The organism is Bradyrhizobium guangzhouense, from assembly GCF_004114955.1.
In the GTDB taxonomy this organism is placed as follows: domain Bacteria; phylum Pseudomonadota; class Alphaproteobacteria; order Rhizobiales; family Xanthobacteraceae; genus Bradyrhizobium; species Bradyrhizobium guangzhouense.
The window spans coordinates 1,390,258-1,402,714 of sequence record NZ_CP030053.1 but is presented as its reverse complement, the minus strand read 5'-3'; the positions used below and the strand labels follow the sequence as shown (position 1 = coordinate 1,402,714).

Sequence of the window (12,457 nt, the reverse complement as noted above, 5' to 3'; positions counted from 1 at the left end):
ATTGCTGCGCAATTCGACCTCTCCCCGCTGGGGAGAGGTGAAACAACCGCACGGCTTCTAGCACTTCACCCGCTTCTGCTCGCGGTCGACCGCGGCCTTCACGCCGGCGGAGGCGCGCGGATATTTGCGGCCGACCTCGCCGAAGGCGGCGCAGGCGGCTTCCTTCTCCTTCAGCGCGGCGAGCGACTGGCCGAGCCGCAGCAGCGCATCCGGCGCCTTGGCCGATTTGTCATATTTGGTGGTGACGGCGAGGAAGGCCTCGGCGGAATCGCGATATTGCTGGCGCTGGAAATAGCTTTCGCCGAGCCAGTATTGCGCATCCCCAAGCAGCGGATCGTTCGGATATTTCGCGGCAAAGTTCTTCATGGTCTGCTCGGCGAGCGCATAGTCCTTGCGCTGCATGTAGCCGATGCCGAGGTCGAACTCGTCGCGGGGCGTGGCCGAGGGCGGCAGGGTGGCGAGCGCAGGACCGCCACCTTGCGCGGGATAGCCCTGCTGCTGCGCCGGCGGATAGCCGGGCTGAGCGGGAGCTGCTCCTTGCGGATATTGTCCGCCGTTGTTGGACAGATCGAGCGGCGCACCGACCGGCATCGGCTGCTGGCCGCCGCCGAGCGCGCGCGGCGCACCGGGCGCATTGGGGCTCTGGCTGGGGTCGAACGCATCGCCGCGGCGGCGCGTGCCGGGAGCACCTGGGCCCGGCTGCTCCTGAACGATCGGCGCGGGCGCCCCGACCTGGCCCTGCTGGTAGTTCGGTTGCTGGTAGTTCGGCTGCTGCACGGCCTGTTGCTGCGGCGGCTGCTGGCGATAGCCGGGGGTGACCTGAGCGGGCGGGACGGCTGCGACATTGGGCTGGGCCGGTGGCTGGCCGGGCGCAGCACCTTGCGCGCCGCCCTCGAGCTGCCGGATGCGATCCTCGAGCTGGCGATTGCGATATTGCAGCTCTTCGTTCTGGCCGGTGAGCTGGCGCAGCTGGTTCTCCAGCCGCTCGATCCGCATCTCGGGATCGTCGTCGGTCTGCGCGAATGCGGGCGCGCACAAAGAGAGCAGCGCGGCCAATGCCACGACGCCGGTAATTCCCTTGGATCTGGATGACATCTTGCCCTGACGACGAAAGCGAAATCTGCGACGGAACATTCGAGGCGCCACACATTGAAACGCACTACGCCAAAAGTGTGACTGGCACCACCGGGTTTCTGTCACAGTTCGCTGAAACGAAACCGGCGCCCGTGAGGGCGCCGGCATATTCGGTTTCCGAAGATGAACAGCGGCTGACCGGCGGTCAGGAGCTCGCGTTCAGCACGGTCACAGCACGACGGTTCTGCGACCAGCAGGAGATGTCGTTACACACGGCGACCGGGCGCTCCTTGCCGTAGGAGATCGTGCGCATCCGGTTCGGGTCGATGCCGCGCGAGGCGAGGAAGGAGCGCACCGATTGGGCACGGCGGGCGCCAAGCGCGATGTTGTACTCGCGGGTGCCGCGCTCGTCGGCGTGACCTTCGATGGTGAAGGAGTAGCGCGGATAGGTCTGCAGCCACTGCGCCTGCTTCTCCAGGGTCACGATCGCCTGCGGGGTCAGATCGGTCTGGTCGCTCTCGAAGAACACGCGGTCGCCCACGTTCACCACGAAATCCTGCTGGCTGCCCGGGGTCGCCGCACTCGCATTGGCGTCCAGACCCGCGTTCGTTTTGGCGCAGGCACCCATCGACAGCGCGATGGCAACCACCGCGGCCAGCTTCAATCCCTGGAGGATACGCATAGGATATTTCATTCCGGAGCCTCCACGCTCACGTTCGTCCACTGCCGTCCGGTCTACAGGGGGTTGGTTAAGCGAACGTTCCGTCAACCTTATCGGAACCTTGCCTCAGCCGGTCAAATGCCCCCAAACCAGCGAAAAGCACCCATCGTGGTTAATGGGTTGTAAATGTGGCGCGAGGGTGAAGGCAAGCGGCGCGAGCCGGCAAAATCACCAAATTCCGGGCCTTTACGGGCTCTGGCGGCTGCGGAAGGCGGTGACTGGCCGGAACCGGCGTCGATCAGACCAAGCCGGCGGGGCTGAGCGGCGCTTGGACGAGCACCGGCCGGGACAAGGCCTGGGGCTGGCTATTGCGCTCGAACAGCATGCGCCGTTCGAACGCGCTCGAGCGCATGATGGGAAAGCGCGTCAGCACCTTTTCCCGAAGGTTCTTGAAATCGGACGCCATCAACGACGTCTTCATGGTGTGCCAGCCCGGAAACGCGCGTGGCTCGGCGACGGGTTCATGCAGGAACACGCGCCGGTAAAACGGCTGGTGATCGGGCCGCACCATCGCAAGGCCGGTATCGGCGTTGAAATATTCGCAAGCCAGATAGGCCAGCCGCAGGGTGAGATAGGGCAGTTCCGGAAGCCGCCTGGCCTTCTCGGGATCGGCGGCAAGCCGCGCCGGATCGACGAAAACCTCGCCCCGATCGAGCCGCGGGTGCAGATGATCACCATACAATTCGGTCGAATAGGACATCCGGCATTCGCTCGTCAGCACATGAATGCGGACCGAGCTGCAGAGCTGTCCATCGACGTAAACGCCGAAGATCCAGACATTGGGCGCATCATCATAGACGTCGCGGACCTGGCCTGTCTCGGATGGCAAGATCAACCCACCATTCAGATACGCCTTGTAGCGCAGACGGTAGATCTCATCTCTGTCTTCGGGAGCCTCGATCAGCCGGTAGTCGGTGCGATCGAACAACGCTGCTCCGCGCATCTGCGACGGCCTGCGTAGCTCGGCTTGAGACGACATCCGATACTCCAAACTTCCAAATCAACTTCCGCGAGTACGCAAAAGATTAAAGGTTCCTTAACACAATTGCAAAGGGTTAGAACCGTTAGGGTTAAGGGTTGCGGTCCGCAACCCCCTGGGGAAATGCTTGGAAATATTGGGAAAATCGCGAGGGTCGGGACGCGCGGGAGGTTACGCGAGCGATCGCGAGGAGATGACGATCAGCTGCTCCTGCACGCGCTTGCCGTGCGAGGCTCCGAGCAATTGCCTGATACGGACGGCCGGAACCGGACGGCTGAACAGATAGCCCTGCCCTTCGGACACGGTGCCATCGGCGCTGATCAGCTCGAGCTGCTCGTTGGTCTCGATGCCCTCGACAACCACGGCCATGCCGAGGTCGGCCGACAGCCGCGCCACGCCGCGCAACAGCGTCAGCGGCCGGTCGGTGTCGATCCCTTCCAGGAAGGAGCGGTCGATCTTGACCTTCTGCATCGGGAAGTTGTGCAGATAGCTGAGGCTCGAATAGCCCGTGCCGAAATCGTCCAGCGAGATGCGCACGCCGAGCGCATGCAGCTGCGAGAGGATGTCGTGCGTGAGCTGCGTGTTGCGCAGCAGCGACGATTCGGTGATCTCGATCTCGAGCCGGTGCGCCGGCAGGCCCGACACTTCGAGCGCGTAGCGAATCTCGCTCAAGACGTCGCGCTGGTGGAATTGCTGCGGCGAGAAGTTGACGGCGACACTGACGCCCTCCGGCCACTTCATGCACTCCATGCAGGCGCGGCGCAGGATCCAGCGGCCGAGATCGACGATCAGGCCCATGTCCTCGGCGACAGGGATGATGTCGACCGGCGAGACCGTGCCGCGTACCGGATGATTCCAGCGCAGCAGCGCCTCGCAGGTGGAGATCTTGCCGGACTTCAGATTGACCAGCGGCTGGTAGAACAGCTCGAATTCCTCGTTGGCGAGCGCCTTGCGCAGGTCGAGCTCGAGGATGCGTCGCGCTTCGGCGGTTGCCGCCATCTCGTCGCGGAAGAAGCAGAACGTGCCGCGGCCGTCGGCCTTGGCGCGATAGAGCGCCATGTCGGCGTTCTTGAGCAGCGTATCGGCGCTGGCGCCCTCCGGCGAGGTCAGTGCGATGCCGACGCTGGCGCCGATCTCGACCAGGTGATTGTCGATGCGATAGCGCTCGCTCAGGCGTTCGACGATACGGCGGGCAAGGCTCGCGGCATCCTCGGGCGCGCTGAGATTCTGCTGGAAGACGACAAACTCGTCCCCGCCGAAGCGGGCGACGAAATCCTCCGGCCGCAGCATCTCGCGCAGGCGGTTGGCAACCGCACAGAGCAGCTGGTCGCCACAGGGATGGCCGAGCGTGTCGTTGACCTGCTTGAACTGGTCGAGATCGATGAACAGCAGCGCGGACAGCCGCGCACTATGGTGCGACGCCGCCAGCAGGGATTCGATCTCGTTGCGGAAATGCACGCGATTGGGCAGCGCCGTCAATTCGTCGTAACGGGCCAGATGGGTGATCTTGGCCTCGGCATTGCGCCGCTCGGTCACGTCCTCGAGCAGGACCACCGCGCCTCCGTCGGCCATCGGCTGGACCGTCCAGGACAACGACCGGTTTCTCTCCGCGTCGGGATCGACGGTCACGATCTGGTTTGCATGCGCGTTCTCGATCTCGGCGACGATCATCTCGCCGCTTGCGGCCGAGATGGCGCCCGAGCTGACGCACGCGGACAGGATGTCACGCGCGGTCGAGCCGCTGCGAACGAGATCCGCCGGCAGATCCAGCATCTCGCCGAACCGGTGATTCATCACTGCGAGCTGTCGGTCGACGCGGAACATGCACAGGCCGTGCGGCATGTTGTTCAGGGCGGTATCGAACTGACCGGCGAGCGCCGCCTCGCGTTCACGGGCCACGACGGCCCGCATGAAGATTTTGTGCAGATTGGCCGAAAGCTGCATGATCGCCAGCAGGAAAGCCGCGCTCACGAACGCCATCGCGATGTAGTAGGGCGTGCCGCGGATCGCCAAAGCGATCACCGCGGGACCGAATTGAAGCAGAGCCTGCTGGTGAAAGATCGATGGCCGTCCATACGCCCTGCCCGCGCCTCCCGCCACGATGCCGGTCGTGACGGACAGCGCGATGAGGTGGACGACGGCATCGTCGTTGCTCAACAGGGCGGTCGAGCACCAGGTGCCGATCGCGGCCGCCTGAATCAGCGCTCCGATGCGATAGCGCTGCTGCCACTTGCCGGCTTCCTCGGCCGTGAGATCCGATTTGCGGGGATCGAAGCGCCTGAGATCGAACACGCGGATCGCGCCCGCAACGACAAGAAACAGGACGCATCCCCAGAGCAGGCTTTGTCCCGTCTTCAGCGCGGTCATGCCTGCTGCAAACGCGACGAAGACGATGCCCGCAAGCAACGGGCCGGACGCTTCAAACAGCGAATCGATCAGCGCCGCCGAAAGCTTCGTCGGCTTTTGATCAATCCCGCCGGTCTGGTCTGCGAATTGCATTTTGGTTTGTACGCGCGTCCTGTTTGGCGCGTACTTTTACCCACAGCAGATGAAGTCTTTCTGAGGGAACATCGTTAAAGTCGAGTTGTTTTTCGGCAATAGCGAAACCGTTTCTGCTGAGAAATCAAGCAACTAGGCAAGCCTTGCCGGGCACAAGGTGAAGGAAAGCTTGCCGCGCGCGCAGAAAGTCGAAAACTTCGCGTTTTTTTTTCGAAAAGATCGCGCGTGGCGAAACGCGCGATCGAGCTATTGGCCCGCGGTCGCGGACAGCAGCGGGGACCATGCCGGATCGGAGGCGAAGCCCGGCGTCGGCACTTTCAACTCGTTGCGACCGGAAATATCGACGGAGAACAACGATGGTCCGGAATTGCCGCCGGGATCGCGGAACCACATCAGCACGCGGCCGTTCGGCGAGAAGGTCGGGCCTTCATTGTGAAAGCCTGACGTCAGCAGTCGTTCGCCGGAGCCATCAGGCTTCATGACGCCGATCGAGAACTGCCCGCCGCCCTGTCTGGTGAACGCGATGTAGTCGCCGCGCGGCGACCACACTGGCGTCGAATAGGTGGCGTTGTTGTCGTCCTTGGAGAAGGAGATGCGCTGCGCCTGTCCGCCGCCGGCCGCCATCACGTAGATCTGCGAGCGGCCGCCGCGATCGGACTCGAAACAGATGCGGGTGCCATCCGGCGAGTAGGACGGAGACGTATCGATCGCCGGCGTGTCGGTGAGGCGTGTGGTCGAGCGCGAGCGCAGATCCATCACGAACAGGTTGGAATTGCCGCCCTGCTGCAGGCTCATGATGACGCGCTGGCCATCCGGCGAGAAGCGTGGCGCAAAGGTCATGCCGGGGAAATTGCCGACGATCTCGCGCTGGCCGGTCTCGATGTTGAAGAGATAGACCTTCGGATCACCCTGCCCGAACTCCATATAGGTGATCTCTTGCGAGTTCGGCGAAAACCGCGGCGTCAGCACGAGGTCTGAGCCGCGCGTCAGGTAGCGCACATTGGCGCCGTCCTGGTCCATCATGGCGAGCCGCTTGACACGGCGCTCCTTCGGCCCGGACTCGTCGACGAACACGACGCGACTGTCGAAATAGCCTTTTTCGCCGGTCATCTGGGTGTAGATCTGGTCGGAGATGATGTGGGCGATCCGGCGCCAATATTCCGGCGAGGTGAAATATTGCTGGCCGGCGAGCTGCTGGCCGGTGACCACGTCCCAGAGGCGGAATTCGGCCTTGAGCCGGCCGTCCTGCTGCCGCGTCATGCGGCCGGTGACGAGGGCCTGCGCGTTGAGCGTCTTCCAGTTCTGGAAATTGGGCGCGACGTCGATGTTGCTGATGCGCTCGATGAAGGCGGCCTGGTCGATCGGCGCAAACAGGCCCGAGCGGTTCAGATTGTTGGTGATGACCTGCGTGACGCCGTTGCTGACATCGCCGTCGGCCGGCGAGCCCGGGACGAAATTGGTGATCGCGATCGGGATCGGGCGGAATTCGGTAGGATCGATGCGAATGCGGCCCTGCCCCTGCGCCTGCGCCTGCTGGGCGAAGAGCTGTCCGCCCCCGGCTAACGCGAGCGTCGTCCCGGTCAAGGTCATGAAGCGGCGGCGGTTCATCGATCGAACGTCATTCATTGCAAAAATTCTTTTGTTCGGATGTCACAACATGTCTTTCAGGCCGAAAGTCATCGGAATGACCTTCCAGCTGTCGTATTGCTGCTTCGGCAGGAACGAATAGACCTGACACTGCACGATGGCCCGCTTGGCGCTCTCCGCCACGGCCTGTGCGATCGACCGCGACGGTCCGCGCACTGCAACGATGACGGGCTCGGACGCCAGCGATCCGTCGATCCTCATGGGAATGTCGATGTCGGCTTCGTACAGGTTGGCGTCCTGTCCGTTATAGGTCGGCGTGAAGCAGCGCTTGACGGCTCCCTGGAATGCACCTTGCCAGGTCGCGACGTTGTTTGCGGCGGTTCCTGATGTGGACCCCAACGACGCCGACGCATTCAGCGCCGATCCCGTGAGCTCGTGCCGTGTCGCAGCCCGCTTGTCGAGGTCTCGGGCAATCTGCGCGGGATCGAAGGTGCGCTCCTTGGGCTTCGGCTGCTGCTGCGGCTGGACCGCCGCGACTTTCTGCTCGACCGGCTTCGGCGGCGGCTTCTTGGTATCGAGTTTCTTCTGGAGCTCTGCGATCGGATCTTCCTTGGCCGGGTCAGGCTTCTTCTCCTGCGGCTTCGGCTCTTCCTTCGGCTTGGTCTCCGCGACCGGCTTGGGCGGCTCGGGCTTCTTCTCGACCGGCTTTTCGACAGGCTTCGGCGGCGGCGGCGTGTCGGGGGTCGAATTGGTCTTGATCAGCTCTTTCTTCTCGGTGACCTTGCCGACGGAATCTTCCTCGGGCTTGGCCTCTGCGATCTTCTCGACCTTGGGCTTCGGCTCCTTCTTGTCGCCGGTCTTCTGCCCGGACATCATCTGCGCGAGCTGATCGGTCGAGATGATGTCGACCGGAAGCGACTCCTCCGGCGCGATATAGGCCTTGCTGCTAAAGGTGAGCAGGCCCCAGCCCAGCACGAGGACGTGGAGGGCAATCGACGCAACGAGTGTCTTGTCGACCTTCACCTTCACTGGCCTAGGACCCCTGATCCGCTTCCGTGACGAGCGCCAGCTTCTTGAATCCCGCGCCCGACAGCAGCCCCATCACCTTGGCGACCGTGCCGTAATCCGCCTTCTTGTCGGCGCGGAGATAAATGCGCTCCTCGAGCCCGCCGCGCGCGTCCGTGATTGCCTTCAGCTTCGGGATCAGCTCGTTGATCGCGATCTCTGCGTCGGCGATGAACACCTTGCCATTGATGTCGACCGACATCTGGATCGGCTTCTGGTCGGTTTGATCGAGGCTCTTGGCCTGGGTCTGCGGCAGGTCGAGCGGCACGCCCACGGTGAGCAGCGGCGCCGACACCATGAAGATGATGAGCAACACCAGCATCACGTCGACCATCGGCGTGACGTTGATCTCGGCCATGACCGGCTTGCGCCGGCTGCGGCGCCCGCCGCCTCCGGACGAACTGGCTACGTTCATGCCCATGGCTTGATGCCCAATCTCGCCTTCACACTATACATGCCGCCCGTCAGCCCCGCTCGTCGATCTGGCGGGACAGGATGGCTGAAAATTCATCAGCGAAGCCCTCGAGCCGCTGGGCCTGCCGGTTCACCTCGGAGGTGAACTTATTGTAGAAAATAGTGGCAGGAATTGCGGCAATAAGGCCGACCGCGGTCGCAAACAGCGCCTCCGCGATGCCGGGCGCCACCACCGCCAGAGAGGTATTTTTCGACGCCGCGATCGACTGGAAGCTCGACATGATGCCCCAGACCGTGCCGAACAGGCCGACGAAGGGGCCGGCGGAGCCCACGGTCGCGAGCACCAGCAGGCGGCGTTCCAGCCGCTCGACCTCGCGGGCGATCGAGACGTTCATGACCTTGTCGATGCGCATCTGGAGCCCCGCGACCGAGCGGGCATGGCTCTCGAACGAGCGTTTCCACTCACGCATCGCCGCGACGAAACAGGCCGCCATGGAATGGGTCGGCTTGGCCGAAAGCGTGCGATAAAGCTCCTCGATCGACTCTCCGGACCAGAACGCCTGCTCAAACCGGTCCATCGAGCGGCGGGTACGGGCATAGAGGAAGATCTTGTCGATCGCGATGGCCCAGACCCAGACCGAGCAGGACAACAGGCCGAGCATGACGCATTTCACGATCCAGTGAGCCTGCCAGAACAGCGCGATCAGCGACACGTCTGCGGAGGCGGCAACCGGAAGGGCAGACTGAGCCACGTCGGCCGGATTCATCAGAAATATCCTCTCAAGACGACCGTTTTTGGCGATCGTTACCTATGTCCCGGCCCGCTATGGCGGCCGGTTCCCCCGATGGCCGCGCTAACACCGGCGCGGCCGGCAAGCCCGCTCAAAGCCTTGTCTTTCTGGGGTGCAGGGGCTCGTTCAAGCCGCCGCCTGCATTCCCTGCCAAGATGTCAAAACTATGGGCCTCGACGACAGCTCCGGGCGCGATTGTCCATAATTACCAGAGCCCGGCGATGGTTAATGCCGGGTTACCGGGGATCAATTTGGCCGGGGAAAAGACAGGCGGCGCAGGGGGATGGGCCGGGGCATCGCCCGCCAGCAATTCCGCCGCTGGCGCGGGTGCGATTGCAGCGATCCCGCGGCCCCCTGTGCATGGCATCGTGCTCCAAGGCCCGGCCGGCCGGGACCGGAACTCGATTTGGAGATCTAACTGGACCCGACGAGGGCCGCGCTCGTCGCTGTGCCGCCATCTTCCGCGAGCGTCCGTTGCAATGATTCAACGAAGGTTGCGAGCTGCGGCGCATATGCCTCGGACGCCACGTCGCGGGCCGTGATGGAGAGACAGCCGACGGGACGCTTGCCGACGACCTCCTGCATCTGGCCGAAGGCCCGATCGCTGCCGGCCCCGCCGAGCGTACAAAAGAACGCCACGGCAGGGAGTCTTGGCTTGTTTGCCGACAGGTAGGTCCGGACGGGCGAAGATAGTGACCAAGCCCAGACCGGAGTCCCGATCACGATGAGATCGTAGAGCGATGGATCTCTCGCTCCCGCAGCGATGCGCGATGGAACCTGCCGCCGCGCATCAATCACGGACCTCAGATAGCCGAACATCCCGCTCCGGCTGCTTGTCTCGACGACTTCTTCGCTGTCGCAGCGCAAGGCAGCCGCGAGTGATTTGGCAACCTTGCGTGTGGTTCCGGTCCGAGAATAGTAGACCACGAGAATCCTTGCATCCGCCATTGACGCGCTCCTCCCTCGTGCACGAGGGACTACATCTCGATTGTGGTGAGGGCGGTTTGATCCTCCTCAACAAGTGGCAATCGAGTGGGTCACTTGCGCGAAAGAACCTGAAGCTTCGTCTCCCGCGATTGAAAGCTGCGGGATGATCAGATCCGCCCGTCACGCCGCCGGGGAGCGGCTCGGGGCAGTTGGTCATTTTCATTTAGAGCGCCGGGCGATGGTCGTAGACGACACCGCACAAGTGGCGGCCGCAGGTGCGGACATGGCAGTCGGGATCGCCCATGCAACTGCCATAGACGAAGCTGATATAGCCCAGCACAGCGAGCGCGGTCGCGCCAAGCAGCACGCGAGTGGTGAGGTCCATGGGCATTGGTGTCGGCGAACCGGTCGCCGGTTCGCTCCCCGCTCGCGGAGCGAGGTGAAAACCAAACCGCCCGCCTGCGCGGTGCGCAAGCGGGCGGCTCGGGGCCATCAGGACTTTGGGGGCATGCGCCTGAAGGCTTTGAGAGGTGTCGGGATCAACCCTGCGGCTGGTCGGTCGGCGGCGGGGTCGGACGCGTCTTGTGCTGGGCCATGAACTGGTCGAACTCTTCCTTGTCCTTGGCGTGGCGCAGACGGTCGAGGAAGTTCTTGAACTCGACCTGCTCTTCCTCGAGGCGGCGCAGCGTTTCACTGCGGTACTCGTCGAAGGCGCGGTTGCCGGAGGACGGCGGGCCGAAGCCAAAGCCGCCGAAGCCACGGCGCTCCATGCGGTCGCGCATGCGGTCCATCTTGTACTGCATCCGCTCCATCTTGTTCTGCCAGCGATCAGAGTTGCTCCAGCACGACATTCTTCTGCTCCCGAGTGTGAAAAAGAGAAGGGCGAGTCCAATCGGCCACCAGATGATGAAGCCGAGAATGGTCACGGCAATCCAGCCAGGATGCCAGGGCGTATCGAGCATGTGGGGCCGCTCGTACTGTTGGTGTTGGTCCGAGGGGCCGCGCCAGCGATTGACATCAGCGGTGTAGGCCATTTCCCTTCTCCATCACGGCATCAGCGCCGTTGTGAATGTAAATAACATTTACATAGCTAGACCATCCCGCGATTTTGTCAAGCTGGCCGCCCGACACGCCCGCGTGATTATTCGCGCAACTTTATTTCGGTTTGCCCCAGGGCCCGCCCGGCGGCACCCCAGAACCGGAGGATGCCTCCGGCGGCACCGGCGGCGGCTCGGCGCTCTTCGCCTGGGACCGGCGGTCGGTCGGGAAGCCGAGGCCGCGCAGATAGATCAGCACCTCGGCCTCGAGCAGTTCGTCCGGCGACATCGGCAGTTTTCGGCGCGCGGCATCACCGCGCGAGAACAGCGAGGCGACGCCATGGGCCATCGACCAGATGTGCAGCGCCATCATCATCGCCGGCGGTCGCGGCGTGCCGGGCGGGGCGAGCGCTGCGAGACGCTCGGCAGCCGCGCGAATGACGTTGAAAGCGCGCTCGCTCGCGGCCTGAAGCGCGGCATTGGCATCAACCGGCAGGCCGGATTCGAACATGGCGTTGTAGAAGGCCGGCTCCTCGCGGGCGAAGGCGAGATAGGCCCGGCCGACGCGCTCGAACGCGGTGACGGTGTCGGGACGCCCGTCGTCCCAGGCATCGGTCAGGCGGGATTCGAACTGCTCAAAACCGCGCTGGGCGATCGAGGACAACAGTTCGTCGCGGTCGCGAAAATGCCGGTAAGGCGCGGCGGCGCTGACGCCGGCCATGCGCGCGGCATCGGCGAAGGTGAAACCGGCCGCACCCTTCTCGGCGATCAGCCCGAGGGCGGCCTGCAGAAGTGCTTCCTTCAGATTGCCGTGGTGATAGCCGCGCTCGGCGCGGCGCTGCTCCTTGCGCCAGCTCATGTGAACGATCTTTACATGAGCTAAGCGTGAAGGTCACTAGGCCCTCTCCTTCATTCCGGGCGATGCGCCAGCATCGAACCGGAAGCTCGAGATTCCGGGTTCGGTCCTGCGGACCGCCCCGGAATGACGATGGGGCCTAGCCGCCCGGAATCGGCAGCACCGGCATGATCTCGACACGCTCGCCGGGGAAGATCGCGAAATGCGGGTGGTTCTCGAACATTTTTGCGGCCGCCTCGTGCGAGGCGGCGCGAACCACAGTGAACGCACCCATCTCGTTGGCGATGTCGGCGACACCCTTGCCGTCGACCTTCTTGGTCTTGCCGAGCGGACCACCCATCGCCTGGATCGCGCCTTGGTGCTTCTCGACCCAGCCCTTCCAGGCCGCAATGCCCTCCATCTCCCTCGCCTTGCGCTCGGCGTCGGACATCGCATTCCACGCAGCCATTTTCGGACTGTTCTTGCTGCCGAGGAAGACGGCGAGATAGGTATCATTGCTCATCGGTT

At 63.7% G+C, this 12,457-nt stretch carries 13 protein-coding genes; all 13 read right to left on the bottom strand.

All coding sequences use genetic code 11. The features are described 5' to 3' along the window. Nucleotides 1-57: 57 nt before the first annotated feature. Complete coding sequence (ybgF, locus tag XH91_RS06840) at nt 58-1,095, bottom strand: tol-pal system protein YbgF (protein ID WP_164933607.1); 1,038 nt, start codon at nt 1,093-1,095, stop codon at nt 58-60. 184 nt (nt 1,096-1,279) lie between these two features. Then, nucleotides 1,280-1,768 carry a peptidoglycan-associated lipoprotein Pal gene (gene pal, locus XH91_RS06835; RefSeq protein WP_057759160.1) on the bottom strand — a complete coding sequence of 163 codons (489 nt, stop codon included), beginning with the start codon at nt 1,766-1,768 and terminating at the stop codon, nt 1,280-1,282. A gap of 265 nt (nt 1,769-2,033) precedes the next feature. Further along, the gene (locus XH91_RS06830) at nt 2,034-2,774 is read right to left on the bottom strand and encodes an N-acyl amino acid synthase FeeM domain-containing protein (RefSeq protein WP_128949868.1); all 741 of its coding nucleotides are present in this window, start codon (nt 2,772-2,774) and stop codon (nt 2,034-2,036) included. A gap of 171 nt (nt 2,775-2,945) precedes the next feature. Beyond that, on the bottom strand, nt 2,946-5,273 hold the full coding sequence (locus XH91_RS06825; protein ID WP_128949867.1) for a putative bifunctional diguanylate cyclase/phosphodiesterase: 2,328 nt from the start codon (nt 5,271-5,273) through the stop codon (nt 2,946-2,948). Nucleotides 5,274-5,519: 246 nt separating this feature from the next. Then, nucleotides 5,520-6,881, bottom strand: coding sequence for a Tol-Pal system beta propeller repeat protein TolB (gene tolB / locus XH91_RS06820; protein ID WP_128954751.1), 1,362 nt, complete (start codon nt 6,879-6,881; stop codon nt 5,520-5,522). 42 nt (nt 6,882-6,923) lie between these two features. Then, on the bottom strand, nt 6,924-7,889 hold the full coding sequence (locus XH91_RS06815) for a protein TolA (RefSeq protein ID WP_128949866.1): 966 nt from the start codon (nt 7,887-7,889) through the stop codon (nt 6,924-6,926). A 4-nt stretch (nt 7,890-7,893) separates the two neighbouring features. Beyond that, entirely contained in the window at nt 7,894-8,346 is a 453-nt protein-coding gene (gene tolR / locus XH91_RS06810) for a protein TolR (RefSeq protein WP_128949865.1), read from the bottom strand. A 43-nt stretch (nt 8,347-8,389) separates the two neighbouring features. Then, nucleotides 8,390-9,106 (bottom strand): protein TolQ, encoded by a 717-nt coding sequence (gene tolQ / locus XH91_RS06805; protein ID WP_027532430.1) that lies wholly within the window; start codon nt 9,104-9,106, stop codon nt 8,390-8,392. A 438-nt stretch (nt 9,107-9,544) separates the two neighbouring features. Further along, nucleotides 9,545-10,078, bottom strand: coding sequence for a flavodoxin family protein (locus tag XH91_RS06800; RefSeq protein ID WP_128949864.1), 534 nt, complete (start codon nt 10,076-10,078; stop codon nt 9,545-9,547). A gap of 202 nt (nt 10,079-10,280) precedes the next feature. Next, a complete protein-coding gene (locus XH91_RS38725; RefSeq protein WP_164933608.1) occupies nt 10,281-10,442 on the bottom strand; it encodes a hypothetical protein in 162 nt (53 codons plus the stop codon). 154 nt (nt 10,443-10,596) lie between these two features. After that, nucleotides 10,597-11,091 (bottom strand): DUF2852 domain-containing protein, encoded by a 495-nt coding sequence (locus XH91_RS06795; RefSeq protein WP_128949863.1) that lies wholly within the window; start codon nt 11,089-11,091, stop codon nt 10,597-10,599. A gap of 121 nt (nt 11,092-11,212) precedes the next feature. Next, nucleotides 11,213-11,953: a TetR/AcrR family transcriptional regulator gene (locus XH91_RS06790; protein ID WP_128949862.1), complete on the bottom strand. Its 741-nt coding sequence runs from the start codon at nt 11,951-11,953 to the stop codon at nt 11,213-11,215. A 136-nt stretch (nt 11,954-12,089) separates the two neighbouring features. Next, nucleotides 12,090-12,452: a hypothetical protein gene (locus XH91_RS06785; RefSeq protein ID WP_128949861.1), complete on the bottom strand. Its 363-nt coding sequence runs from the start codon at nt 12,450-12,452 to the stop codon at nt 12,090-12,092. Nucleotides 12,453-12,457: the final 5 nt, after the last annotated feature.

What these genes read in the sequence shown, in the direction of transcription:
- XH91_RS06800 (WP_128949864.1), bottom strand. Translation starts at nt 10,078, where the DNA reads ATGGCGGATGCAAGGATTCTCGTGGTCTACTATTCTCGGACCGGAACC.
- XH91_RS06795 (WP_128949863.1), bottom strand. Translation starts at nt 11,091, where the DNA reads ATGGCCTACACCGCTGATGTCAATCGCTGGCGCGGCCCCTCGGACCAA.
- pal (WP_057759160.1), bottom strand. Translation starts at nt 1,768, where the DNA reads ATGAAATATCCTATGCGTATCCTCCAGGGATTGAAGCTGGCCGCGGTG.
- XH91_RS06785 (WP_128949861.1), bottom strand. Translation starts at nt 12,452, where the DNA reads ATGAGCAATGATACCTATCTCGCCGTCTTCCTCGGCAGCAAGAACAGT.
- tolR (WP_128949865.1), bottom strand. Translation starts at nt 8,346, where the DNA reads ATGGGCATGAACGTAGCCAGTTCGTCCGGAGGCGGCGGGCGCCGCAGC.
- XH91_RS06790 (WP_128949862.1), bottom strand. Translation starts at nt 11,953, where the DNA reads ATGAGCTGGCGCAAGGAGCAGCGCCGCGCCGAGCGCGGCTATCACCAC.
- XH91_RS06825 (WP_128949867.1), bottom strand. Translation starts at nt 5,273, where the DNA reads ATGCAATTCGCAGACCAGACCGGCGGGATTGATCAAAAGCCGACGAAG.
- tolB (WP_128954751.1), bottom strand. Translation starts at nt 6,881, where the DNA reads ATGAACCGCCGCCGCTTCATGACCTTGACCGGGACGACGCTCGCGTTA.
- XH91_RS38725 (WP_164933608.1), bottom strand. Translation starts at nt 10,442, where the DNA reads ATGGACCTCACCACTCGCGTGCTGCTTGGCGCGACCGCGCTCGCTGTG.
- XH91_RS06830 (WP_128949868.1), bottom strand. Translation starts at nt 2,774, where the DNA reads ATGTCGTCTCAAGCCGAGCTACGCAGGCCGTCGCAGATGCGCGGAGCA.
- ybgF (WP_164933607.1), bottom strand. Translation starts at nt 1,095, where the DNA reads ATGTCATCCAGATCCAAGGGAATTACCGGCGTCGTGGCATTGGCCGCG.
- tolQ (WP_027532430.1), bottom strand. Translation starts at nt 9,106, where the DNA reads ATGAATCCGGCCGACGTGGCTCAGTCTGCCCTTCCGGTTGCCGCCTCC.